The sequence below is a fragment of the Lederbergia citrea genome (assembly GCF_018343525.1).
Lineage (GTDB): Bacteria > Bacillota > Bacilli > Bacillales > Bacillaceae_C > Lederbergia > Lederbergia citrea.
This window is the reverse complement of the sequence record NZ_JAGYPH010000001.1, coordinates 1,016,863-1,040,810: the sequence shown is the minus strand read 5'-3', so window position 1 is coordinate 1,040,810 and position 23,948 is coordinate 1,016,863. Positions and strand designations below refer to the sequence as shown.

At 37.3% G+C, this 23,948-nt stretch carries 33 protein-coding genes; 24 read left to right on the top strand and 9 right to left on the bottom strand.

Features of this window, described 5'->3' with window-relative positions; genetic code table 11:
• Positions 1–105 precede the first annotated feature (105 nt).
• The 4 genes from KHA88_RS05365 to KHA88_RS05350 all read left to right on the top strand — a co-directional run bounded on the left by KHA88_RS05365 (position 106) and on the right by KHA88_RS05350 (position 1,596).
• Positions 106–462, top strand: a complete 357-nt coding sequence (locus KHA88_RS05365; protein WP_213121505.1) for a nuclear transport factor 2 family protein — start codon at positions 106–108, stop codon at positions 460–462.
• 187 nt (positions 463–649) lie between these two features.
• Complete coding sequence (locus KHA88_RS05360) at positions 650–787, top strand: SAM-dependent methyltransferase (protein WP_213121504.1); 138 nt, start codon at positions 650–652, stop codon at positions 785–787.
• Positions 788–913: 126 nt separating this feature from the next.
• Positions 914–1,264: a YciI family protein gene (locus tag KHA88_RS05355; RefSeq protein WP_213121503.1), complete on the top strand. Its 351-nt coding sequence runs from the start codon at positions 914–916 to the stop codon at positions 1,262–1,264.
• 119 nt (positions 1,265–1,383) lie between these two features.
• Positions 1,384–1,596, top strand: coding sequence for a hypothetical protein (locus tag KHA88_RS05350; RefSeq protein ID WP_213121502.1), 213 nt, complete (start codon positions 1,384–1,386; stop codon positions 1,594–1,596).
• Between the two features lie 601 nt (positions 1,597–2,197).
• Here KHA88_RS05350 and KHA88_RS05345 read toward each other — a convergent pair.
• Positions 2,198–2,359 (bottom strand): Spo0E family sporulation regulatory protein-aspartic acid phosphatase, encoded by a 162-nt coding sequence (locus KHA88_RS05345; protein ID WP_213096812.1) that lies wholly within the window; start codon positions 2,357–2,359, stop codon positions 2,198–2,200.
• Positions 2,360–2,547: 188 nt separating this feature from the next.
• On the opposite strand from KHA88_RS05345, the gene KHA88_RS05340 reads away from it, so the two are divergent.
• Complete coding sequence (locus KHA88_RS05340; RefSeq protein WP_213107107.1) at positions 2,548–3,258, top strand: cytochrome c biogenesis CcdA family protein; 711 nt, start codon at positions 2,548–2,550, stop codon at positions 3,256–3,258.
• Positions 3,259–3,349: 91 nt separating this feature from the next.
• Positions 3,350–3,820, top strand: a complete 471-nt coding sequence (locus KHA88_RS05335) for a CcdC family protein (protein ID WP_213107106.1) — start codon at positions 3,350–3,352, stop codon at positions 3,818–3,820.
• 57 nt (positions 3,821–3,877) lie between these two features.
• On the opposite strand, the gene KHA88_RS05330 is transcribed toward KHA88_RS05335, so the two are convergent.
• From KHA88_RS05330 to KHA88_RS05320, 3 genes are read right to left on the bottom strand one after another with little or no spacing between them, the layout of a single operon-like run.
• Positions 3,878–4,225, bottom strand: a complete 348-nt coding sequence (locus KHA88_RS05330; RefSeq protein ID WP_213121501.1) for a fluoride efflux transporter FluC — start codon at positions 4,223–4,225, stop codon at positions 3,878–3,880.
• Positions 4,222–4,617 carry a fluoride efflux transporter CrcB gene (gene crcB / locus KHA88_RS05325; RefSeq protein ID WP_213121500.1) on the bottom strand — a complete coding sequence of 132 codons (396 nt, stop codon included), beginning with the start codon at positions 4,615–4,617 and terminating at the stop codon, positions 4,222–4,224. The genes KHA88_RS05330 and crcB overlap by 4 nt, the downstream gene beginning before the upstream one ends.
• Before the next feature lie 59 nt (positions 4,618–4,676).
• Entirely contained in the window at positions 4,677–5,102 is a 426-nt protein-coding gene (locus KHA88_RS05320) for a DUF2621 domain-containing protein (protein ID WP_213097833.1), read from the bottom strand.
• Between the two features lie 160 nt (positions 5,103–5,262).
• Between KHA88_RS05320 and KHA88_RS05315 the strand changes: the two genes are divergently transcribed.
• The 6 genes from KHA88_RS05315 (at position 5,263) to KHA88_RS05290 (ending at position 10,566) form a co-directional block, all read left to right on the top strand.
• On the top strand, positions 5,263–5,481 hold the full coding sequence (locus KHA88_RS05315) for a DUF1659 domain-containing protein (RefSeq protein ID WP_213096818.1): 219 nt from the start codon (positions 5,263–5,265) through the stop codon (positions 5,479–5,481).
• Positions 5,482–5,515: 34 nt separating this feature from the next.
• Positions 5,516–5,734, top strand: coding sequence for a DUF2922 domain-containing protein (locus tag KHA88_RS05310; RefSeq protein ID WP_213096819.1), 219 nt, complete (start codon positions 5,516–5,518; stop codon positions 5,732–5,734).
• A gap of 65 nt (positions 5,735–5,799) precedes the next feature.
• Positions 5,800–5,940: a YvrJ family protein gene (locus tag KHA88_RS05305; RefSeq protein ID WP_213096820.1), complete on the top strand. Its 141-nt coding sequence runs from the start codon at positions 5,800–5,802 to the stop codon at positions 5,938–5,940.
• A gap of 117 nt (positions 5,941–6,057) precedes the next feature.
• Complete coding sequence (locus tag KHA88_RS05300) at positions 6,058–7,203, top strand: exonuclease SbcCD subunit D (RefSeq protein ID WP_213121499.1); 1,146 nt, start codon at positions 6,058–6,060, stop codon at positions 7,201–7,203.
• Entirely contained in the window at positions 7,200–10,334 is a 3,135-nt protein-coding gene (locus KHA88_RS05295; protein WP_213121498.1) for an AAA family ATPase, read from the top strand. Before KHA88_RS05300 ends, KHA88_RS05295 begins: the two co-directional genes overlap by 4 nt.
• A gap of 46 nt (positions 10,335–10,380) precedes the next feature.
• Positions 10,381–10,566 carry a hypothetical protein gene (locus KHA88_RS05290; RefSeq protein WP_213121497.1) on the top strand — a complete coding sequence of 62 codons (186 nt, stop codon included), beginning with the start codon at positions 10,381–10,383 and terminating at the stop codon, positions 10,564–10,566.
• A 40-nt stretch (positions 10,567–10,606) separates the two neighbouring features.
• On the opposite strand, the gene KHA88_RS21120 is transcribed toward KHA88_RS05290, so the two are convergent.
• Positions 10,607–10,732, bottom strand: coding sequence for a hypothetical protein (locus tag KHA88_RS21120; protein ID WP_283247399.1), 126 nt, complete (start codon positions 10,730–10,732; stop codon positions 10,607–10,609).
• Positions 10,733–10,870: 138 nt separating this feature from the next.
• Positions 10,871–11,077, bottom strand: a complete 207-nt coding sequence (locus KHA88_RS05285; RefSeq protein ID WP_213121496.1) for a hypothetical protein — start codon at positions 11,075–11,077, stop codon at positions 10,871–10,873.
• Between the two features lie 224 nt (positions 11,078–11,301).
• Here KHA88_RS05285 and KHA88_RS05280 point away from each other — a divergent pair, with 224 nt between their 5' ends.
• The 5 genes from KHA88_RS05280 to KHA88_RS05260 all read left to right on the top strand — a co-directional run bounded on the left by KHA88_RS05280 (position 11,302) and on the right by KHA88_RS05260 (position 16,496).
• Complete coding sequence (locus tag KHA88_RS05280; protein WP_213121495.1) at positions 11,302–12,459, top strand: MFS transporter; 1,158 nt, start codon at positions 11,302–11,304, stop codon at positions 12,457–12,459.
• 116 nt (positions 12,460–12,575) lie between these two features.
• The gene (locus KHA88_RS05275) at positions 12,576–13,325 is read left to right on the top strand and encodes a LysM peptidoglycan-binding and 3D domain-containing protein (RefSeq protein ID WP_213121494.1); all 750 of its coding nucleotides are present in this window, start codon (positions 12,576–12,578) and stop codon (positions 13,323–13,325) included.
• A gap of 1,073 nt (positions 13,326–14,398) precedes the next feature.
• Entirely contained in the window at positions 14,399–14,818 is a 420-nt protein-coding gene (locus KHA88_RS05270) for a general stress protein (protein WP_213121493.1), read from the top strand.
• A 139-nt stretch (positions 14,819–14,957) separates the two neighbouring features.
• Entirely contained in the window at positions 14,958–15,806 is an 849-nt protein-coding gene (locus KHA88_RS05265; RefSeq protein ID WP_213121492.1) for an STAS domain-containing protein, read from the top strand.
• Positions 15,807–15,836: 30 nt separating this feature from the next.
• Positions 15,837–16,496, top strand: coding sequence for a lytic transglycosylase domain-containing protein (locus tag KHA88_RS05260; protein ID WP_213107081.1), 660 nt, complete (start codon positions 15,837–15,839; stop codon positions 16,494–16,496).
• A 31-nt stretch (positions 16,497–16,527) separates the two neighbouring features.
• On the opposite strand, the gene KHA88_RS05255 is transcribed toward KHA88_RS05260, so the two are convergent.
• Entirely contained in the window at positions 16,528–16,791 is a 264-nt protein-coding gene (locus tag KHA88_RS05255; RefSeq protein WP_213121491.1) for a GlsB/YeaQ/YmgE family stress response membrane protein, read from the bottom strand.
• A gap of 386 nt (positions 16,792–17,177) precedes the next feature.
• On the opposite strand from KHA88_RS05255, the gene acnA reads away from it, so the two are divergent.
• The 7 genes from acnA (at position 17,178) to KHA88_RS05220 (ending at position 21,833) form a co-directional block, all read left to right on the top strand.
• The gene (gene acnA, locus KHA88_RS05250; protein WP_213121490.1) at positions 17,178–19,892 is read left to right on the top strand and encodes an aconitate hydratase AcnA; all 2,715 of its coding nucleotides are present in this window, start codon (positions 17,178–17,180) and stop codon (positions 19,890–19,892) included.
• Between the two features lie 159 nt (positions 19,893–20,051).
• Positions 20,052–20,180 (top strand): FbpB family small basic protein, encoded by a 129-nt coding sequence (locus KHA88_RS05245; protein WP_213096834.1) that lies wholly within the window; start codon positions 20,052–20,054, stop codon positions 20,178–20,180.
• 57 nt (positions 20,181–20,237) lie between these two features.
• Complete coding sequence (locus tag KHA88_RS05240; protein ID WP_213107079.1) at positions 20,238–20,381, top strand: acid-soluble spore protein N; 144 nt, start codon at positions 20,238–20,240, stop codon at positions 20,379–20,381.
• Positions 20,382–20,421: 40 nt separating this feature from the next.
• The gene (tlp, locus tag KHA88_RS05235) at positions 20,422–20,655 is read left to right on the top strand and encodes a small acid-soluble spore protein Tlp (RefSeq protein ID WP_213121489.1); all 234 of its coding nucleotides are present in this window, start codon (positions 20,422–20,424) and stop codon (positions 20,653–20,655) included.
• Between the two features lie 114 nt (positions 20,656–20,769).
• Positions 20,770–21,207, top strand: coding sequence for an acyl-CoA thioesterase (locus KHA88_RS05230; RefSeq protein WP_213121488.1), 438 nt, complete (start codon positions 20,770–20,772; stop codon positions 21,205–21,207).
• A gap of 5 nt (positions 21,208–21,212) precedes the next feature.
• Complete coding sequence (locus KHA88_RS05225; RefSeq protein WP_213121487.1) at positions 21,213–21,524, top strand: hypothetical protein; 312 nt, start codon at positions 21,213–21,215, stop codon at positions 21,522–21,524.
• An 18-nt stretch (positions 21,525–21,542) separates the two neighbouring features.
• Complete coding sequence (locus tag KHA88_RS05220) at positions 21,543–21,833, top strand: HesB/YadR/YfhF family protein (protein ID WP_213121486.1); 291 nt, start codon at positions 21,543–21,545, stop codon at positions 21,831–21,833.
• A 46-nt stretch (positions 21,834–21,879) separates the two neighbouring features.
• On the opposite strand, the gene KHA88_RS05215 is transcribed toward KHA88_RS05220, so the two are convergent.
• Positions 21,880–23,016 (bottom strand): CapA family protein, encoded by a 1,137-nt coding sequence (locus tag KHA88_RS05215; RefSeq protein WP_213121485.1) that lies wholly within the window; start codon positions 23,014–23,016, stop codon positions 21,880–21,882.
• A gap of 225 nt (positions 23,017–23,241) precedes the next feature.
• Positions 23,242–23,823 (bottom strand): glycerol-3-phosphate 1-O-acyltransferase PlsY, encoded by a 582-nt coding sequence (plsY, locus tag KHA88_RS05210; protein WP_213121484.1) that lies wholly within the window; start codon positions 23,821–23,823, stop codon positions 23,242–23,244.
• Positions 23,824–23,948: the final 125 nt, after the last annotated feature.

Genomic DNA, 23,948 nt, shown 5'->3' with positions numbered 1-23,948 from the left:
CCTTTTGTTGAACTTATTGTACTAACGGGCAGGTTAGTTTAACAAGGTAATGTATCCTTCTTGTAGATTAAGTCGTAAAAGACACTATTATGGGGAGAGAGTTTTATGGAACATCTATCACTTAAAGACCAAATTCTGTATCTTGAAAAACAATTAATGACATATGATTATAACGAATTAAACGAGCATCTCGCAGATGACTTTTTTGAATATGGAAGTTCTGGAAACATATTTGATAAGAATGCACAGCTTGATGCAGTTAGAGATGATAAAACTGTTACTAATTCTATAAAATATACAGTAACCGAATTTAATATAAAATTATTAGCTTCAGATGTTGTATTAGCAACGTATTGCTCATTAAGACATAATGACAGTAAATTGGTATTACGAAGTTCTGTTTGGAAAAATATTCAAGGAAAATGGCAAATGATATTCCACCAAGGAACACCTACCAAATAATTCTTTGCGTCGGTTAATCGTTTGTGAATAAATGTACTTAATGTAAACGGGTGCTTTAACAAAACAATGAGATCGTGCACTATGTCGGTCTTTTTTGACTTAAGGGCAGGTTAGCTCAAGAAGGATTTTGCCTTTAATCAACAGAATATATGTAATACTAACTTTAGGATGTTCAGTCAATGGAAAATTGAACCTACAACCAGGAATGCGGGTATTGGAAGTCGGAGCTGGCAATGGACAGATGGCTGTTACCCTAACAAAATATTGGGGCGTTTCCGTTGTAACTATAGAACCTTTGGAAGACCTAAACATCAATATCGACTGAGAAGAACAAAATTTTACTACGATCACATTTTTAGGTTTTTTTATTAATGGTCGATTTTGAAGATACCGGTTCGTTGTATTTATAAAGAGGTCAATTTTTGCTTCTAAAAAAGAAGGAGGAATCTTTATGCTGTTTATGTTGATTGTCAAAGCCTCGAAGAACTCGGAAGGCGGAAATCTCCCGAACCCGGAGCTCATGGAAGCCATGGATAAGTACAATGAGGAATTAGTTAAGGCAGGCGTCCGGGTTATGGCTAAAGGACTTCATCCAAGTTCAAATGGGATTCGTATTTCTTTTCCGAAACCAGGAGAAAAGCCGTTAGTTACAGAGGGCCCATTTATGGAAACGAAAGAATTGATTGCCGGGTTCATCCTGATTGATGTGAAGTCAAGGGAAGAAGCCATCGAGTGGGCAATGCGGATGCCGGACCCGCAAGGACATGGAGAAGGTCAGATTGAATTGCGTCAAGTATTTTAGGCACCGGAGCTGACCGAGGATCCACTTAAGCGAGAACTGAAGCTAATTTTTGGTTGCCGCTCTTGTTTCACACCCTACTTTATCAAGAGAATGGCTTTTTTGAACAAGTACACAATAAATTGGAAGAAAAGAATTATTTTTTTCATATGTTGCTTGCGGTTTATTCAAACGATGATATTCGGGTGAAGTATATCTTAGTAAACAAAGATGCTACAGAATCCGTACAAGAAGATGTAAAATCAATTTTCTATGAGGTAGTTGAAAAGAACAATTTAGATTCCAATTCATTTAATCTTAAAGTGGGTGAGAATAATGATGGACCAGATAGGTAATGAGGTTCTTATTTCACTAAAGGGTGCGTTAATCTAAGAAGAATAATCGCTCCTTTTTGCTGAACTTATTGTACTAACGGGAGTTTAGTGAAATATGAGTATGGTATCATAAATTCACAAATAATTTGGAAGGTAGGGATAAATTTGAAAAAATATATTGTATTTATAATTAGTTTTATATTGTTTTATACGGTATTTCAAATATTATCAGGTGTAATCTTAACTGCCTTTTATACTCCAGATTTTTCCGCAATAGAGGGACATCTTAGTCATGAGGTAGCGTTTGGTGAGATTCATTCAATACCATTACTTGTAACTTTGGTTGTTGCTACAATTTCCTATCTTCTCTCTCAAAAATTATATAAAAACCATAATGATTTGAATTAATTACAGGGGATTACTGGAGTAATTGATAATGCCCTTTTCTTATTCAAGTAATTTCTCGTAGGATGAATCCTGAAGATTGCTAGTCGATGTCAGCTAGACCAAGGAAGGCTAAATTTCAAAAGAAATCTTTAAAAAAATTTATACGTTCTTTATCTGTTAACAATAGAGCCATGTCTAAATTTCCTTAGGACCTGGCTCTATTTATTGATAAAATTCAAATTTTAATATCGCTTACACGCTGATATTGGTTAAGTAATAAGTCTAGCTCCATACTATATTGTAGAGAAATAGCGGATGTCAATCCGGTTTTGGCCGCAATTGCTATTAATTCTTGACGCTTTTTCTCGATCTCCGTAAGCAGGTTTTTGTTTGACACAGTCTAAAATCCCTTTCATAAAAAAATAGTAATATTTTTTGATATTAATGGAATTATACCAAACTTTTAGTGTTAATCAAAAATTAATCGACGTCAAAAACTGCCACAGAAGATTCACAAGCGTAATCGGCGTTTTAACCATGAATATTTGATAGAATGGAGGCAAATACATATAGGAGTTGTAATTAATGACAGGTGATATTAATTTATTTTTGGCTCTTGGTGCAGGATTTTTAAGCTTCATATCGCCATGTTGCCTACCTTTGTATCCAGCATTTTTATCATATATAACGGGTATGTCCGTCAGTGAGTTGAAAAATGATAAGGCTATGTTTAGACGGAGAAGCATGTTACACACTGCCTTTTTTCTGCTTGGTTTTTCGATAATTTTTATAGCACTTGGGTTCGGATCTTCCTTTGTAGGCAATTTTTTTGAAGAATATCAAAATTTAATTAGGCAGATTGGCTCAATCTTAATTGTTTTATTTGGATTGATGGTAGTAGGCATCATATCTCCAGACTTCTTAATGAAGGAACGAAGATTTGAATTTAAAAACCGTCCAGCTGGATTTATCGGTACATCTTTGGTTGGGATGGCATTTGCAGCAGGTTGGACCCCTTGTACAGGACCGATCCTGATGATGGTTTTAGCTCTTGCTGCAGCTAATCCGGGGTCTGGAGTAATCTATATGATTGCATATACACTTGGATTCGCTATTCCCTTTTTCATATTGTCATTCTTTATCGGGAGAATGGATTGGATTCGCAAACATAATATAAAAATAATGAAAATCGGTGGCGTCATCATGATTCTTATGGGAATCTTATTATTTTTTGATGGCATGACTTTAATTATTAGTATTTTTCAAACGTTCTTTGGCGATTTTACAGGTTTCTAGTGTTAAAAGCATAACTATATGCAATTTTAGGCTACAATTGTATATAATGTAGAGGGTGGATTCGCCACCCTTAATATATGAACGATAAAGGATGAATAAATTGACGATTTTATTTTCATCAATAGTTGCCTTTTGCATGAGTATTGCGGTCATTATTGTACGCATGAAAGCAGCAAAAAAGCCGGTTTCTGCTAGGAAAATCATCCTGCCTCCTATATTCATGAGTACTGGTGCGTTAATGTTTTTGCATCCTTATTTCAGAGTAACAGGAATGGAAATATTGGAAGCAACTGCAGTTGGCATGGTTTTTTCAATACTACTAATTAAAACTTCTAAATTTGAAGTGAGGGACAACGATATTTACTTAAAGAGATCTAAGGCATTTGCGTTTATATTAATTGGTTTATTGCTGATTAGAATTGTAGGAAAATCCATTCTAAGCCAGCAAATCGAAGTTGGCCAATTAAGTGGAATGTTTTGGCTATTAGCATTCGGAATGATTGTTCCATGGCGAGTTGCAATGTATGTACAATATAAAAAACTTGCCGGAAGACATAGCTAATATAAAAAGCAGCTCTCAAACATGAGGCTGCTTTTTTGTATGTTAGAAGGAGGAAATTCAGGTTCCAATCAAGAAACCGATAAAGGCAAAAAAAATACCAGCGAGATAACTTAAGCATGAATAAGTTAACATACTTTTCCATTTTCCTTCGATCATTAGTTGCACATTTTCAACCATGAATGTGGAATAAGTTGTAAACGATCCTAAGAACCCTATTCCAAAAAATGATGAGATGGCCGATGGGGTAGATGCCCCGATGATGACACCTAGTAGAAACGAGCCTATCAGATTAATAAAAAGCGTAGGAACCGGAAATGAATTCATCGTTAGTTTCAATTTTTTACTAAGGTAGTAACGAGCAGAAGCACCAAAAAAACCTCCAGCTGCCACTAAAAGAAACGTCATATGTTCACCACTTTCTTTCCTTTGCGACCAGCACCTTGGATGTAGCCAAAAGCAGCTAAAACGAGTCCGCCAAGAAAACTGATGATGATATATGAAAAGGCCATAAAATAATAGTGGTCTTGTAATAGTTTTACTACCTCAGTACTAAAGGTGGAAAAAGTTGTAAAAGACCCGATTAAACCCGTTCCAATGGCGGCAGAGATATAAGTGGGTATGTACGGTATACGTTTATTTAATCCTGTCAAAATACCTAAAAAATAAGAACCGATTAGGTTGACGAGGAGAGTATGGAAAGGAAACAGTTGATCAGCTGCCCCGAATGATAGTGTGCTAATAAAATATCTAAGTAAACTGCCAACAACCCCACCTAATCCCACGGCTAGTAGGTTCATTATCCTCACCAATTCCTTTTAAAAAATAAAAAGCAAACTCCTGATTTGTTCAGGAGTCGTTAAAATAAATGTTCATATGGCGAAACATCAATGTTTAATTGATCTAGCTTTTTCCGAAGAAACTTGTGATCACGTTTTGGTGTAGCCAAAATATAACCTCTTATTACTACATCCAAGTCTATTTTCCTCACTCTTTCTTTTAATGCAAGTTCACCAATTTTACCAGCTATTTTTTGCCGAGCAACATCGCGGAATAATTCGGGAACTGGACTGACAAGCTCATCAAGTAAAGATTCTTGATCTGGTGTCCATAGCCTTTGCGTTTTTTCTACATAATATTCTTCCCAATCCATATCTGATTTCCCATCTTGTTTCGGAAGCCTTTTTAAAAATTTACGAAACATAAAAAATCCGCCTATGGCAAATAAAGAGATGAGAACAATAACCCAAAAAAGAATAAACCATAAAAACCATCCGCCTAGCATTTCTTCACCTCTCTTACAAAACGTCACTATTCTTCTATTCATTATATCGAATTTAAAAAGTCGAAGACAAGGTTTTGCTTAATGAATAAACTTTTTGTTAATGAAGGGTGCCTTTATTCTCTCTGATTATCTATATAAGAGGTGAAAGGAGGTGAACAACATGGCTGAAGCATATTTAAAAGCTACGAAGTTAAAGCTCGTATTCGATTATGGAATGGATAAGCACAACAAGCCAGTATATAAAACGAAGACATTCAACAATATCCATCGAAATGCGAGCGCAGATCAGCTCTACCAGGCTTGCCAAGCAATCAGTACCCTAAAATCTGAGCCGCTTTGGGCAATCGAAAGAAACGATACGATCAATATTGATGAATGATCGGTAAATCTATTATCGAAAGTGAGGTGATTATATGAAATCTTTGGAACTTATTTTCCTAACCGGCGAAGGAAAGACAACAAGAATCGCGATCGATAACCCGACAGAACCGGTAGATGCAGAACAAGTAAAAACAGCGATGGAAGACATTATTGCCTCGGCAGCTTTCCTAGACAGTGATGGAAATCCATATGTAACGTCAAAAGGAGCAAGATTGCTAGAACGGAATATCACAGTATTTGAAATTAAGTAAATTAAACAAAGGCTCTGCTCATTATCCGAGCGAGCCTTTGTTTGCTAGAAAGGAGCTGGCTGTAAGTGGAGCAAATACTTCCGTTTATCAGCGATGTGGGGTTTCCAGTAATTGTAACCTTCTATTTATTATATAGAATTGAAACAAAGCTGGAAGCCGTCATTCAGTCGATACAAAGTTTGCCAGAGCGGATGCAGCGGCCATAACAATGATATTTGAAAGAGCCACCTGAATGAAAAAACAGGTGGCTCTTTTGACATACATGCAGATGGAAGTAAATCTGTTTGCTATAATAGTAGAAAAGTAATTAAGGGGTGTTTGGAGTGAAATTTATTCATACTGCTGACTGGCATCTTGGCAAACTGGTTCACGGTGTTTATATGACAAACGAGCAAAGGGCTGTTCTGAATCAGTTCGTTGATCTCGTGGCAGAAGAAAAGCCGGATGCAGTTATTATTGCTGGTGATTTATATGATCGCTCTGTACCACCTACAGAAGCTGTAGAACTTTTGGAAGATGTTTTATTTAAAATTAATGTCGAGTTAAAGACACCAATATTAGCCATATCTGGGAACCATGATAGTGCAGAACGTTTGTCATTCGGCTCTTCATGGTATCGGCACAGCCAACTATTCATCAATGGAAAAATTCAAGAGAGCTTTCGGCCCATCCATGTAAATGGCGTAAACTTTTATCTTGTGCCATTTGCGGAACCGGGTATTATTCGAGAGTGGTTTGACGATCACTCTATTCATTCACATGATGAGGCAATGAGGCGTGTTGTTTCTGAAATTGAGGAATCTCTTAATCCAAATGAACCGAATGTGTTAGTAGGCCATGCGTTTGTACTTGGAGGTATAACGAGCGATTCAGAACGAACACTTTCTGTAGGAGGAACTAGCTGTGTATCGGCTGATTGCTTCTCACCGTTTGCTTATACTGCACTTGGCCATTTACATAGTCCGGATGCCATTCGTCATGATACTGTCCGTTATGCAGGGTCTTTACTAAAATATTCATTTTCAGAGGCGCAACACCAGAAAAGCATATCTATCATTGAAATGAATGATAATGGAACATATAAAATGAGGAAACGCTCATTAACTCCAGTACTAGATATGAGGGAAATCAGCGGCTACATGGAAGAGCTGATGGATTCCGGGTTTTTTCAAAACCAGAAAGTAGATGATTATTTAAAAGTGACTTTGCTTGATGAAGGAGCCCTTATCGATCCAATCAACAAGTTGAGGAAAGTATATCCAAACATTTTACATTTGGAGAGAAAAATCGAACAAATTGATTTAAGAAAAAAGCAGTCATTTCGTTCTGATGGAATTGAAAGGAAGTCAGAACTTGATCTATTTAGTGATTTTTACCGTGAGATGACAACGAGTGAATTTTCCGAGGCAAAACGTCGTTTAATTGCACAAATGATTGACGATGTAAAAAAGGAGGAAATGCATGTATGAGGCCAATTAAATTAATGATGCAGGCATTCGGGCCTTATGCAGGTAAAGAAATGATTGATTTTTCACAGCTTGGCAATCGGACAATGTTTGTTATTTCAGGAAAAACAGGTTCAGGTAAAACGACTATTTTTGACGGAATCAGTTTTGCCATTTATGGCCGTGCCAGCGGCGATGATCGAATGGGAACAGATTTACGCAGCCAATTTGCAAGCGATGAATGGGTAACAGAAGTGTCACTTGAATTCACGCTGAGAGGAGAAAGATACTACATATGGAGATCACCGCAACAGGAAAAGAAAAAATCCCGTGGTGACGGATATACAACGATTAATGCTAAAGCAGAACTTTACATCGTGGATGAACAAGGGGAGCAAAGACTCCTCGCAGCCAATGTAAGAGAGACAGATGAAAAAATAAAAGAAATTATCCAGTTAGATGCCAATCAGTTTAGGCAAATCTTAATGATTCCTCAAGGGGATTTTCGAAAACTGCTAACATCAGACAGTAAAGAAAAAGAAGGCATATTGCAGAGGTTATTTCGTACTGAACAATATAAGCGAATCGAAGAAAAGTTAAAAGAGGATGCCAATGTATTGAAAAGGCAAGTGGAAGCGGGGACAGCTGAAAGAAGTCGTATATTAAGAAATATTGTGACATATGGAAATGAACAGATGATAGCTGCTTTAATGGAAGAGCCTTTGAATGATGCGCATATTTTATCATTAATAACTGATATCTTAAGAGAGATGTACAGTGATTTGGACGTTTTAGCCCAATCAATCGAGGAGCAAAAACAAAAAAGGGATGAAGCGAAGCGTCGAGTAGATGCCGCAGAAGATATATTAAAGCAAATGGTCGTACGCGACGAGCTTATGAACAGAAAAAAAGAATTGCAAGCAAAAGAAAATGATATCGAAACTTTGAAGACAAAAAGTGAAATGGCACAAAAGGCAAATAAACTCCAGCATCAAGAAAGTTTATGTCAAAGGTTAAAAAAAGAATTAGATCACGCTGAAATGCGATTAGATGCCGACTTAAAACAAAAGAAAATAATAGATGAGCAGCTTTTAAAAGCGAAAGATAAGCTTAGTTATGAAGAGAATCGTATGGACGTAAAGGAAAAGCTAAATAGCGAGCTTCTCCAGTTGAAAAACTTGCGGGAAGATGTTTATTCTTTTGCATCAAGGAAGTCAGGCCTTTTGAAAATTGAAAAAGAAGTTCTTTCGTATCGTGATAAAATAATAAATGAAAAAAAGGCTTTTGCCACAAAAAGCGAGCTGTCCAGAGAAAAAGAAAAGACGCTAAAGGAATTAAGGCAGCTTCAAATTAAGGTATATGAATTAGAAAAAACAATTACTACGATTGAAAATGCCTTATCTCACTTAACAATATTGGATCAAGCGACTAAAAAGTCAGCGGAGATTGAAAAACAGTTGCAGTTGAAAACGAATGAACTTGAAAAAGTAAAAAGAGTGTCAGAAGATGCTCGTGAAACTCTAAATACGATTGAGCAACATTGGCTGAAAGGACAAGCGGGCCACATAGCCGGTACACTTTCGGACGGGCATCCATGTCCCGTTTGCGGCTCTTCTAATCATCCTTTCCCTGCAGAACAATCAATAGACTATCCTACAGAAAATGATTTGAAATTAGCTAAATCCGCAGTCGATAAAGCGTATGTAGAGCTTTCCGAGATTGAAGGTGCTAGGCAGAAATTTAAGGCGGAAGCTGAATTCCTGCAAGGGAAAATTGACGAAACATTGGCAGGAACAGTTCATTATATTCCAGGCTTTAAAATGGAGATGAAAGAAGTTTATTTACAAAGTTATAAGAAGGATCTAGCGGAAAAAAAGCATTTATTAGAGGAATATGGTAAAGAAATCAAGCAAATTCCTGCATTGGAAATCGAAGTAAATGAAATGGAAAAAGAACTGGAGCGAGGGGAAAAAGAAATAGAAGATCTTGCTGAATTAGAAAGACAACGGTCAATTTCGTATTCCGAGGCAGCGGCTGAGGTGAATAATCTTAGTAGATTGATCCCAAATGATCTAAAGGATATAAAGAAATATGATGAAAAAGTCGCTGGCATTGATGCGGAAATAAAAAAGTTGAATAAAGATTTCGAAACTGCTAGAGAATTTTTCACAAAAACAAGCGAAGAACTTGCAGTAATAAATGGAAAGATTGATCATGTGAAAGCACAAGTTAATTCAGCTAATGAAGCTTTGACTATTGAGCGGGAGAAGTTTATTGAAATGCTGGAAGAAGAAGAATTTGCTTCTTATAAGCATTATCATGAATCAAAAAAAACGTCAGCAGAAATTAACATGATGGACGAGGCCATCAGAGCATACCGCGAAGAATATCGTTCTATTTCAGACAGATTGAAAGACTATGAGTCGCGCTTAAATATGATTGAAAAACCTAATATATCCAACTTGAAAGAACGATTGGATGAAACGGAAAAAATCTATGCTGCATTATTAGATCAGCATGCTAATATTTCCTTACACATAAAAAAGAATGAAGAAATAGTTACAATGGTAACGGAAATTAACAATCAAATTAAAAGGATGGAAGAGGATTATGAATTAATCGGGCACCTAGCGGATATTACAAGGGGGCAAAATACGTATCGTTTATCATTTGAGCGCTTTGTCCTTGCTTCATTTTTAGATGATATATTACACGCAGCAAATGTGCGTCTCATAAAAATGACGAGTGGACGATACCAGCTTTTAAGAAAAACTGACAGATCCAAAGGTAATGTTCAAAGTGGATTGGAATTACTTATTTTTGATCAGTATACTGGACAAGAACGGCACGTCAAAACATTGTCAGGTGGAGAAAGCTTTAAAGCAGCACTATCACTCGCACTTGGACTTGCAGATGTCGTACAGGAACATGCAGGTGGAGTTTCACTCGAAACGATGTTCATTGATGAAGGATTTGGCACACTCGATCCTGAGTCGATTGATCATGCTATTGAGGCGTTAATGGATATCCAAAGCAGTGGACGTCTTGTCGGTGTAATCTCCCACGTTCCCGAGCTTAAGGAAAGAATTGATGCAAGGCTTGAAGTAATCGCATATCAACATGGTAGTAAAACTGAATTTCGTTTTTTAGGTTAACATGATAAACAGTAATTGCGCAAAGTTCTAAAAGGCGGTGAATGAATTGGAGAAGACATATTATGTAGCCACACTTATTTTTGGTTGGTTTATTACAGTTAGTTTAGCGGTTTTCATGTATTTTGCCTTTAAGCTAGGCTACTCATTAATTGGAATCGTCATGACAATGATCGTTATTGCTTCCGCTGCCATGAATACATTATTTTTAAAAAAGTGGAAAAAAGCTGTTTAACAAAAAAAGCCTGTCCTCATTTTAAGGGACAGGCCTTTGCTTATTTTTGACCGTCTTTCTTTTTTTGATTTTTATGATGTACAAAGAAGGCGACTGCTGCTACTGTAAACATAAGGAACATAACGCCTGAAAGCATGACGGCAACCATTGTGATTCCTATTTCCATTACCTCATTTCACCAAAATGATAAAGTTGCTAATATATCATACCATAGCATTTATTTATGTGATTTACTGTGAACAAAAAGGAAAAAAAGAAAACGACCAGAAAAATTTGGCCGTTATATAAACTATGTTATTCATGATTATTTAATAAACTTACGAAGTAAACTTATTAACCCCTTCAAAATAATCGCTCCTGCAAACAACACAATCACAATAACAGCGATAATTTGTAGAACTGTAACGAGTACTCCGAGGATTGCGGCTGTGGCACCAATTAAGGTAAGGCGAAGCACTGCAAAGCCTGCTAAAATGCTAGCTAAATATAATAAAATTTTGTGGTCATTCATATTGACACCTCCTTGCCATTAATATATGTACAACCTAAAATGAAGGTGCGGGCTAGGAGTAATAGTCATTTGACAGAATGATATACTTGTTTTTATTCTTTTTTAACTATATGTTATGAAAAAAAGACTTTAAAAAATATGAATTATTTTATAGAGAGAATGGTGATAATTTGCAAAGCCTTAATGCTAAACCGCGTGAACGACTCTGGTCAAAATCATTCATCATGATTGTAATAGCAAATTTATTCGTCTTCATGAGTTTTCAAATGTTGATTCCTACTCTACCTCCGTATGTTAAGTCATTAGGAGCTTCGGGATTTGAAATTGGTCTCATTACTACTATGTTTTCTTTAGGTGCAGTCGTTATTAGGCCTTATATTGGATACCTGTTAGAATTTAGCGGACGTAGAAATCTAGTATTAATCGGTGCTGCAGCATTACTATTTATGACAATTCTTTATCCGCTTACGCAAGTAGTCTTCCTCCTCCTATTACTCCGCCTTTTCCATGGCATCATGTGGGGATGGTCGACAACCGTTAACGGGACTGCAGCAGTGGATGTAGTGCCCAATTCACGTATCGGAGAAGGTATGGGTTATTTTGGTCTTGCTATAACAATCGGAATGATTATTGCTCCAAGTCTCGGAATCTATATTTATCAACATTATAATTTTTCAATTATTATCGTCATCTCAGCTATATTGGGTGGAATTGCATTTTTACTATTGGCTCTCATTAAGTATGAAACACCTGAATCAGTAAAAAGTATTAGCCGTAGCGAATTGAAGTTTAACTTTCTAGGATCACTTATTGAAAAGTCTAGTTTATATCCTGCATTTGTTACTTTGATGGCAACTTTTGGTTACGGAACGATTGTAACATTCATAGTTATCTTTGCTGAAGAAAGACAAATAGAACAAATTTTTCTTTTTTATTTAATTAATGCCATCATGGCTACTTTAATCAGACCGATTACCGGAAAATGGTTTGATCGTAAAGGACCAAAAGGATTAGTTATTTTATGTGCATCCCTTACATTTATTGCAATGTGGATTTTATCGCTCTCTCTTTCGTGGGTTGGTATTGTTTTGGCAGGAATTTTATTCGGGGCTGGTTACGGATCATTAATTCCTGCACTTCAAGCTTGGGTACTAGCTAAAACTTCTAAAATGCGAAGAGGAGTAGCGAACGGAATGTTTTATTCGGCGATCGATCTTGGAATTGGACTAAGCGGCTTAGTTTTCGGGGTGCTCGCAAAATTTATTGATATTAGCCATTTATTTCAAATATCAAGCTTTTTCTTCCTCTTTGTTATTTATTTTACATTAACAGCAGATAAGGAAAACTTCATTGTTCTTAAAGAAAGTCAATCGCCTAACTAAAATAGCCTGAAATATGATTGTAAATGAATGAACATCGGTTTGTTATTGTGCTGACATCTTCCTCTGTTACGATAGAACTCGTTAGTTAATCTTAGCTAACGAAAAGGAGGATACGGATGAGAAAGACGATAACAACATTAGCAGCAGCAGTGACGCTTACGGGAATTTTTGCTGGTGGGGCATCGGCAGCTACATATGAAGTCCAAAAAGGCGATACATTATGGAGCATCTCCCAAAACCACGGTACAACAGTGGAGCAATTGAAAACGTGGAATGAATTATCTTCCGATCTTATTTTCCCCACAGAGCAATTGGAAATAGATGGTCAAAAAAATAAAGAACATTACACAGTAGCTCCTGGGGATACACTCTGGGATATTTCAAAAAAATATCGTGTTACTGTGAATGAATTAAAAGATTGGAACAATCTTAAATCAGATATTATTCACCCAGGTGATAGTCTCTATTTTCAAACGGTGGAACACAGCAAATCTGAGTCGATAAAAACCAATATAATTAATAAAAAAACAATTGCTGCTAAACCGGTACAGTCTAAAGCTAATGCAAAAACGTCAGATAATGAAATGACTGTAACTGCTACCGCCTATACCGCTTTTTGTAAAGGGTGCTCTGGAGTTACAGCTACAGGACAAGATCTTCGAGCGAACCCAGATCAGAAAGTAATAGCGGTGGACCCTAAAGTTATCCCACTTGGTTCCAAAGTCTATGTTGAAGGTTATGGGACAGCAGTGGCAGGCGATACTGGCGGAGCAATAAAAGGTAATAAAATAGATTTATTTATACCATCTACTTCTGATGCACTTGATTTTGGAGTGCAAACAGTAAAAATTAAAATTTTGAATTAATATAAAAAGCTATCCGAATAAAATTATTCGGATAGCTTAGACTGTAGGCAAACTCTGAAAAAACGAGTTGTTTACAGTCTTTTTTATTTTTATATTGGATAGAGCAGGTATTCCGAATCTTACCGCTCGCTTTCCGCGGGGCGAGCGCCAAGCCGCTTCGTCGCTACGCTCCTTTAGTGTCTAGCAGGTTCCGACGAAAAGGATCATGGAACTGAAACAACAGAAAAAAGAAACGATTGAACAAACGGTGGATCTCTCTAGGGATCGGATCGATTCCCAAGTGCAATCCTGAAAGCTTCAGTATCAAAATCGGATTAATAAACGCGGGATAGAAGGCTGAGGAAGATCCCTGATTCTCATGATAATGACGATCATCTCCCAGTGAAAAAGGTCACAGAATCGGATTGTGGATGATTATGATCAATTAAAAAAGTAACCTCAGTAAGCATTATAAGGTTGCCTTTATAGGATGCTGAATAAGTTCCTGAAAGTCGCATTTCACCTTATTTAACACGGCATCCTGAATAACTATGAATTGGCTAAAGCAAGTTAGTGCTCACTATAGCACAAAAGACTTTGCGGAAAAACAGAATTTCTTTAAGTCTATTTGGCATACGTATTTTTTTATTTATTGGCTTTTTTCCAGTAGATTGTTGCTTTTAAACAAAACCTGTTGAAGGTTGATTGGAGCGAAAGTGCGAGACTCCTGCGGGATCAGCGGGACAGGTGAGACCCCACAGGCGTTTACGCCGAGGAGGCTCACCGCCCGCCCCGCGGAAAGCGAGCAACTGTAGCGGAAATCAACCTTCCCCTTTACTTAGTTAAAAGCAACAAAGTTTGCGCAAACAGCCTGTTGATAATCATCTGTTTTTAAACTTCATTCCCCCAAAAAATAAATTGGGAAAAATACTTGACTACGGGTAAGAAAACGTCCGCCTGGAGCCGAAATTAACAGACCCATTTAACTAGCCGTTTTTCGACAATCTGAGCTATCCCAAAATATTATTTGGGATAGCTTCTTTGTTTTGAATAAATTGAAAAGGGGTAATCTGTTAAAAAGAGGAGGAATATATATGGACACGAGCGTTGTGGGTGTTTTTGAAAGTCAGCAAGAAGTCATCAATGAGATCAAAAAATATCAAGCTGAAGGAATCGATCCAAAAAAATTTTCCGTTTTAGCCAAAGATGATAGTAAGATTGAAATTCTCACTGAAGAAATGAATGTTGAAGAAAGAAATCCGGCAAACGAAGGTGCGTTTGGGATCTTGGGCGGATTTCTCGCAGGGATTGCCGGAGGCGTTGCCGTACCAGGGATGTCTACACCAATAGGCGGACCAATACTTGCCGCTGGTCCAATGGCTGGAGCTTTCCCGGGAGGAAGCAAAGATGAGTTGAAAATAATGTTTTCCTCCATTGGGATAGATGGACAAACAGCCGAAAATTATATTAATGAATTAGATGCAGGCAAAATCCTACTTTTTTTAGAAGGATAATTAAGCACCACAGCCATAAGCTGTGGTGCTTTTAAAATGTTTATCCTTTGTATTGCTTGCGAATTTGTTAGATCTTTTCCATAATGTATATAATTGTTTACCATGAAGTATTTAAAGTGTCTTAAAAAGGAGCAAAAACATGAAAATGATTGAGGAAAAGCTGCTACATTTTATGATGGAAAATATTACGAACATGACAGAGGAATGGTTCGATAAAGTATATACAAGTGGGATTGGTGTGTATGCACAGCCAAAAAACTCAGAAGCATTTGTGCAATTAAGAGCCATGAATGCAAAATTTAATAAGGCTGTGACTCAAAGTATGCTCGGAAGTGATATGGAGCTTGTGGAGTGGGCTGAGTCGATTGCTTCTAGCAGAACCCGATCCGCAACACCACTTTACGATGTAATTGTAAATTTTTCGACTTTTAGAAGTATTTATTACGCCAAAATTGAACAATTTATCGAGAGCCATGAAAATGAAGTGACTGGTAAAATGGTCATCGGGTGGGTTCGGATCATTAGCAGAAAATTTGATGAAGCTACTCAGCTTGTGACGCAAAAATACATTAATGATTACGAACATATATTTTCCTCTCAACAAGAAACAATTATCGCATTAGGAACTCCTGTTATCAAAGTGGACGAACAATTAGGTATAATTCCGCTTGTTGGGGAGATTGATACTTATAGGGCGTCTAAGCTGATTGAATCCAGCCTGAACAAGGCAAGTGAAATGGAACTGGAATACATTATCCTTGATTTGTCTGGTGTTCCAATCATCGATACGATGGTAGCCAATCAAATATTCCAGCTTGGTGAGTCTTTTAACCTTTTAGGGATTTCTATGATTATTACTGGAATGAGACCAGAAATAGCTCAGACAAGCATTAGTCTAGGATTAGACTTTTCTGAAATGAAGACATTTGCGCACCTATACCAAGCCATTAATTATATTCGAAATATGAAATTAGTTCGCAACATATAAAATGGCTTGCTGTTGGAAGGAGTAGACTAGGTGAAAAAAACAAGCAAAAAGAAGCATATTAAAACAAACAAGCAAACGACACGGAGCCGAATAGTTTTGCTTATGCTTTTTTTTCCTGTCTTGGTACTCATTTTCATTGGTATCTATTCGAATGAAAAACGAGATATACAAATGGATAATTCCAATAAAACACTCATACCAGAGGAATTCATCCCGATTTATAAAGCAGCTGAAAAGGAATATGGCGTCCCGTGGTATTTGTTAGCTGCCCATCATAGAGTTGAAACAATTTTTTCAACAATGGACCCCATGTTATCACCAGCAGGAGCTGAAGGACCTATGCAGTTCATGCCATGTACATTTGTTGGCTGGTCACACCCAACATGTGAAGGACTGGGAGAAGGGAAAATTCCTGATTCAGAAAAAATGGATCCCGCTGTCATAAAAAAATATAATGGCTATGGGGTTGATGCAAATGGTGACGGAATAGCTGATCCCTGGGATATTGAAGATGCCATATTTAGCGCAGCTAATTACTTAGCTAAAAATGGAGCTGCAGAAGGAGAAATAAGGAAGGCTGTATTTGCATACAACCATAGTGATCAATATGTAGAAGATGTTTTATATTTTGCTGATTTATATAAGCGGGAGTTTTACTCAAAGGCAAGTAATCTTTCAAGCAGTAAATAAAATAAACGGGAGCTTAGCTCCCGTTTATTTTTTAGCCATTTCTACGGCCTCTTGCCATAGAACCTAATATTAAACTTAAGACGAATACAAGAATTAATGAACCAATTAAGGCAGGAACAATGGCAAATCCGGCTATATGAGGGCCCCAGTCACCAAAGATTGCACCACCTAGCCATGCCCCAACGATACCAGCTATGATGTTACCAATAACACCGCCAGGGACATCTTTTCCTAAGATCAATCCTGCAAGCCATCCAATGACTCCACCCACGATAAGGTATAATAAAAAGCCCATGTCCTTCATCTCCTTTGAAGTATTTCTATTGTCTAGCTTGCTTATATTATTGCCTGATATGGGATAGGATAAACATTTTTTTCATATGAGGAAAAAATATAGAACATATATGGATGTTGAGGTTGGCCGTCTACTTTGCTTCAACATATTGGTATTCATCCAAGTCAACCTTTTTTGTTTTTCTTTAACTCATATATTTGGTATGATGATTGTTGGAGTTCCCGTGTTAACTTTACATAGGAGTTTATAAGTTTTTCTTATTGAAAACCATAACTTTCTAGTAATTTACTTATGAGACAAATTATTATAAGATAATATTGTCAGAAAGTCTGGTTAATTCAAATTACGTTTAAATTGAAAATTTACTTTAGAAGAGGGGGATTTGTATGGCACAATCAAAAAATGATATTTTTAGTGCTCGTTCTTCTTTTGATGCGAACGGCAAACGCTATCACTATTATCGTTTAGCAGCACTTGAAGAAGCTGGAGTAGCAAAAGTTTCACGCTTGCCATATTCAATCAAAGTATTACTGGAGTCTGTCCTTAGACAAATGGATGGAAGAGTAATAAAAAAAGAACATGTAGAAGATTTAGCAAAATGGGCTGAGGACGTAAATAACGGGGAAGTTCCTTTTAAGCCATCCCGCGTCATTCTTCAAGACTTTACTGGTGTTCCAGCAGTCGTTGACCTTGCTTCCCTAAGAAAAGCGATGGCCGATATTGGCGGAGATGCGGAAAAAATCAATCCGGAAATCCCTGTTGATTTAGTTATTGACCATTCTGTTCAGGTAGATACCTATGGTTCACCTGAAGCGCTACAAATAAATATGGATTTTGAATTTGAAAGAAATGCTGAGCGCTATCAATTTTTGAGCTGGGCGCAAAAGGCGTTTGATAACTATCGTGCAGTACCACCTGCAACTGGGATCGTTCACCAAGTAAACTTGGAGTATCTTGCAAATGTTGTACATTCCGTAGAAACTCCAACAGGTGATTATGAAGCTTACCCAGATACACTTGTCGGTACAGATTCCCATACAACCATGATTAATGGGATCGGTGTCCTAGGATGGGGAGTCGGAGGAATTGAAGCAGAAGCCGGAATGCTTGGTCAACCTTCATATTTTCCAATTCCAGAAGTTGTGGGAGTTAAATTAACAGGTGAATTGCCAAATGGTTCAACAGCAACGGATCTTGCACTTAAGGTAACTCAAGTTCTTCGTGCTCACGGCGTTGTTGGTAAATTTGTTGAATTTTATGGACCGGGAGTTGCGAGCCTGCCACTTGCTGACCGTGCGACTGTAGCTAATATGGCTCCGGAATATGGTGCTACTTGTGGGTTCTTCCCAGTAGATAATGAGACATTGAACTATTTACGTTTAACTGGGCGTCCAGAAGAACAAATTCACCTTGTTGAAACATATCTAAAAGAAAATGATATGTTCTTTACGGTTGATAAAGAAGATCCTGTTTATAAAGATATTATTGAAATTAATTTGTCAGAAATTGAAGCGAATCTTTCTGGACCGAAACGTCCACAAGATTTAATTCCACTTTCTCAAATGCAAAAAGCATTTAAAGAAGCATTGCAATCGCCAGTGGGGAACCAAGGATTTGGACTTGAGCCTGCAGAAATTACTAAAGAAGTAAAAGTGACTTTTGAAAATGGCGACGAAACAGTTATGAAAACAGGTGCTTTGGCTATTGCAGCTATTACGAGCTGTACGAATACTTCCAACCCTTATGTTATGCTTGGCGCTGGTTTACTAGCGAAGAAAGCGGTGGAAAAAGGTCTTCAAGTACCGAAATATGTAAAAACTTCTCTAGCGCCTGGATCTACAGTTGTTACGGGATATTTACGTGATGCAGGATTAATGCCATATTTATCACAATTAGGTTTCGATCTTGTTGGATATGGTTGTACAACTTGTATCGGTAACTCTGGACCGCTTAAAGATGAAATTGAAAAAGCGATTATGGAAAGCGATTTGCTTGTTACGTCTATCCTTTCAGGTAACCGAAACTTTGAAGGTCGTATCCATCCATTAGTAAGAGGAAACTATCTTGCATCTCCACCACTTGTAGTTGCTTATGCTCTTGCGGGTACAGTTGATGTGGATCTTAACAAAGAGCCGCTTGGAAAAGATAAAGATGGTAATGACGTGTTTATGAAAGATATTTGGCCTACACAAGAAGAAGTTGTTGAAGTAGTCCAAAAAACTGTTACTCCAGAATTATTCCGCAAAGAGTATGAACATGTTTTCGATGCGAATAAACGTTGGAACGAAATTAAAACGAGCAATGATCCATTGTATAAGTGGGACAATGATTCAACTTATATTCAAAATCCGCCGTTTTTCGAACAGCTTTCAAATGAAATTGATACAGTTAAGCCACTGACAGGATTACGTGTCGTAGGTAAATTCGGCGATTCTGTAACTACTGACCATATTTCACCAGCGGGTGCAATTGGTAAAGATACCCCTGCCGGCAAATATTTACTTGAAAAAGGCGTTCAACCACGTGAATTTAACTCATACGGTTCACGCCGTGGTAACCATGAGGTTATGATGCGTGGCACATTTGCGAATATTCGTATTCGAAATCAAGTGGCTCCTGGAACAGAAGGTGGTTTCTCCACTTACTGGCCAACTGGAGAAGTTAGCTCTATTTATGATACATGCATGCGTTATAAAGAAGATGGCACAGGCCTTGTTGTTCTTGCTGGAAAAGATTACGGAATGGGCTCATCACGTGACTGGGCAGCAAAAGGAACGAATCTTCTTGGCATCAAAACTGTCATCGCTGAAAGCTTTGAGCGTATTCACCGTTCTAACTTAGCCATGATGGGTGTTCTCCCGCTTCAATTCAAAAAAGGCGAGAATGCTGATGTGCTCGGTCTTACAGGCAAGGAAGTCATCAACGTTCATGTTGATGAAACAGTTAAACCTCGCGACATCATCAAAGTAACTGCTGTTGCTGAAGATGGAACTAAGAAAGAATTTGAAGTACTTGTTCGCTTCGATTCTGAGGTTGAAATTGACTACTACCGAAACGGTGGAATTCTACCGATGGTACTTCGCGGTAAATTAGCTGAATAAATAAAAGTATAAGCGCCTTGGCGCTGGATAATTATTGTACAAAACACTCTGTCACATTGTGGCAGGGTGTTTTTTGTTAATAAAAGTTAGAAAATTTGGTTTAATTACCGCTGATTAAGCCAATACTATAAGTAGGATGCTATATAAGGAGTGATAAAAATGCGCAGACCAGGGAAAAAGAATTTTTCTGATCTAATTCAGGAAAACAGGCAAGCATTGCTAAAAGACTTAAAAGCAATGGAAAGAATAGAAGATAAACTGGAAGAAAAGCATATGCGGAGAGCTTAATCATCATAATAAATCCTTTCATTCAGGAAACAATAAAAATGAAGGGAGGAGATATGATTGAGTAACCCAAAAAGACACCCAATTAACTTTACTCCGGACCATCTTGGAGAACAATCAGTTGTTAAAGATGCCAATAAAGGCAAGCAAATGGCTGATAAATCAGGACAGCATCCTCAAGTTATCCAAACCAAAGGAGAGTAAGAACACCAACGAATATCCAACATGAGAGAGGATGGTTATAGTGACCAAGCATACACCAAAACCCGATGATCGCAGTGATAATGTAGAGAAGCTCCAAGAAATGGTATATAATACAATCGAAAATATGGAAGAAGCAGAAGCTTCCATGCAGTTTTCCGATGGAGAACAAAAAGCTAAAATTGAACAGAAAAATGAGAGGCGACGTGAAAGCATCGAAGGTATGCGTGAAGAAATCAAAGACGAGGCAGCCTCCCAAGAAAATAAATATCAGTAATTGAAGAGCTGGCTGCTGCCGGCTCTTTTCCATAACATAAGTTGTTTTCTTTCTTCATCTTACTGGAAGATGTTAAGATTAACATATAAAGAAGTGTAAGGTGGAATATATAATATGTTAATTTCAGAAACGGATATTGAAGTTCGGTATGCGGAAACCGATCAGATGGGAATAGTATATCATGCTAATTATCTTGTCTGGATGGAAATTGGCAGAACTAAACTAATTGAAAAATTGGGATTCAAATATGCCGAGATGGAGAAAGACGGTATTTTAGCACCAGTTATTGACGTACATGCTAAATATCTTCAGCCTGTGAAATATGGAGAGAGTTCAAAAATAAAAACTTGGATAGAAGACTATGATGGTTTGCGTGTTACATATGGATATGAAATTTTAACTGGCACTGGCCAGTTAGCGGTTACTGGCTTTACAAAGCATGTTTGTGTTAAAGGTGATACCTTTCGACCTGTGTCTCTCCGGAAATTATACCCCGAATGGCATCAAGCATATGAAAATGCCAAAAAGCAGGTACTTGGGGAAAGGAATTAGTCAAAATGGCATTTGGAATTAAAAGAGCTGATTTAGTGCAATGGAAGCAATCGATTGATCATGGAGATATTGCTTTCATTACTCATTATTGGCTTGATAATCGCTTTCCGGGTATCAAAACGGTGACTAAAGTAGGGTGTAATGATATACAAAAACTTATCGACTGGGGAAAACAATACGGTCTCAAGAAAGAATGGATTCATCACAGAAAAGATGGCTACTCTCATTTTGATTTGTTAGGGGAGAAACAGCAAGAGATTTTAGAAAAAGAAGGTATGCTTAAGCAGCTGCAATCATTTTCTTCATTAAATCAGTAAAAAATAGGGGGAAACAATATGCAAATACAAATAACCGATAGGGCTGCGAAGTGGTTTCAAACGGAGATGCTGTTACAAGAAGGCGATTATATTCGTTTTTATGTACGATACGGTGGAGCCAGTCCAATACAAGCAGGGTTTTCTCTCGGAGTGTACAAAGAAGAGCCATTCGATATTGGCGTATTACACAAGCAAAATGGCATTAATTATTTTATCGAGGAAAGGGATTTATGGTATTTTAATGGGCATAACTTATTCGTTGATTATGATGATCAAAGTGATGGTCCCCTTTATGATTATAAAAAATAATTTAACAAAGAGCTGCACCAATTTCACGTCGGTGCAGCTCTGTTTGTTATCGTTTTGATTCAAAGAATTCTTGAATTTCTTTACTGCTATGTGTAGTTAATCCTTTTTCTTTTGCTTCATCAAGAGGATAAACCCGATATGTTCGAAACTGCTTGCTAGCAGTAAACGTAGGATGCAAGCTGGCTTTTTGAATGAAAGTGTTAGATTCTTCGTCTTTATATTCTTTTTTTACAGTTACTTCAACCATTCCACCGATATCTTTATAATCCCATAATTGGCCCGACAAAAAATTGCCAAGAGAGTAAACGACTAACCCCTTTTGTCCATCTGATTTTTCTATCCATTCCATCGGCTGAAGCACATGGGGGTGATGACCTAAAATGAGGTCCGCTCCCGCCTTAATAAATTCATGGGCTAGCTGCTTTTGCGTTTCATTTGGCTTGCGCTGATATTCATCCCCCCAATGTAAAGCCAAGATAATGAAATCGGCTTTCGTTTTCGCTTGTTGAATATCCGCTAGCACTTTATCCTTATCAAGCATATTTACAAGATAATCTTTTCCTTCTGGAATCGGAATTCCGTTTGTATGCGTTGCGTAAGGCAGCACCGCCATCCTAATCCCATTTATAGAAATGATGCGCATATTTTCTTTATCTTGCGGGCTTTTATATGTCCCCGCATAAGGTAAATGTTTCTTTTCATAGTATGAAATCGCACTCAAAATAGCTTTTTCACCTCTGTCAAGTGCATGGTTGTTTGCTGTCGTTACCATATCTACTCCAGCTTCCATTAATGCATCGACAATTTCATGAGGGCTATTAAACGAAGGGTAATTGGAAATTCCAATTTCGGTTCCACCAGGAACAGATTCTTGGTTTGCGATCAAAAAATCCGGTTTTTGAAGCATGGAACGGACTGGCTCAAACATCGGATTAAAATCATAGCCATTCTTTGTTTTAGCATCTTCGTATACCCAATCATGAATTAAAATATCGCCGATCCCTCCAATGACTACCTCCGACTCGTAATGTTTTGGCTCAATTAAAAGTTTTTTTTGATGGTACATAATAGGGGATACATTGGGAGTTGTCGATATTTTCTTTTGATGTGTGATTAATACTCCAATGCCAGCTAATAAAAGTAAAATAGCGATGATTGCAAAGCTTGGTTTGTTTGGTTTCATATGCTCTTCATTCTTTCCGTTTTTTGTTTTTAAAATCGTTACTATAAAATTTTACTACCTTTCCACCGACTTTCGACATGATTCCTTTGTCTTTACTTTGAGTATATATATTGTATATAGATTGTCAAGAAAATTCAGAATGGACAAATAAAGAAAATAAAAAGAAGCTCTTAGAAATCTAATAAGCTCCTTGTCAGCGTTTAAAAAGATTTTTATTCCAACTGCTTAAATCCACTTTACCTTTGGTTCAGTTTTATTCCGGATACGACTCAAGTTAGCTTTATGTCGAATAATAACGAACAAAACAAGAGAAGTAACAACAATAATTAGTGGTAGATCTTTTAAAAATAGACTATAGATTACTGCAAAAACTCCGGCTATCATTGACGATAAAGATACATACTTTGATATTTTCAAGCTTAAAAAGAACACAAGGACGACTAATAAAAATAGAAGAGGGGCGTAGCCTAAAAGAATGCCGCCCGATGTAGCTACAGCTTTTCCACCTCTAAATCCAGCAAATATCGGAAACATATGTCCTATAACCGCAATAATTCCAGGAAGCAGTTGATGCATTTCTAAACCGAAAATAACGGGAAGATATACCGCCAAAGTACCTTTTAAAATGTCTGCAAGTGTAACAGCAATACCAGCTTTTATCCCTAAAGTCCGAAAGGTATTCGTCCCACCTAAATTCCCACTTCCATGTTGTCTTATATCTTTTCCATAAAATAATTTTCCTACAATTAATCCAGAAGGGATGGATCCTAATAAATAAGCTGCTATGAGTATGAGTGCGTATTGCATATGCATTGCTCCTTTGTCTAATCTTGCCTTATTGTACCATGAAGAATCTGTAATTGAAAAAACAAATTCTCGATCAATTTAACGATTCGTAAACTCCATTGCTTGCAACATTTCAATTCCTGCAT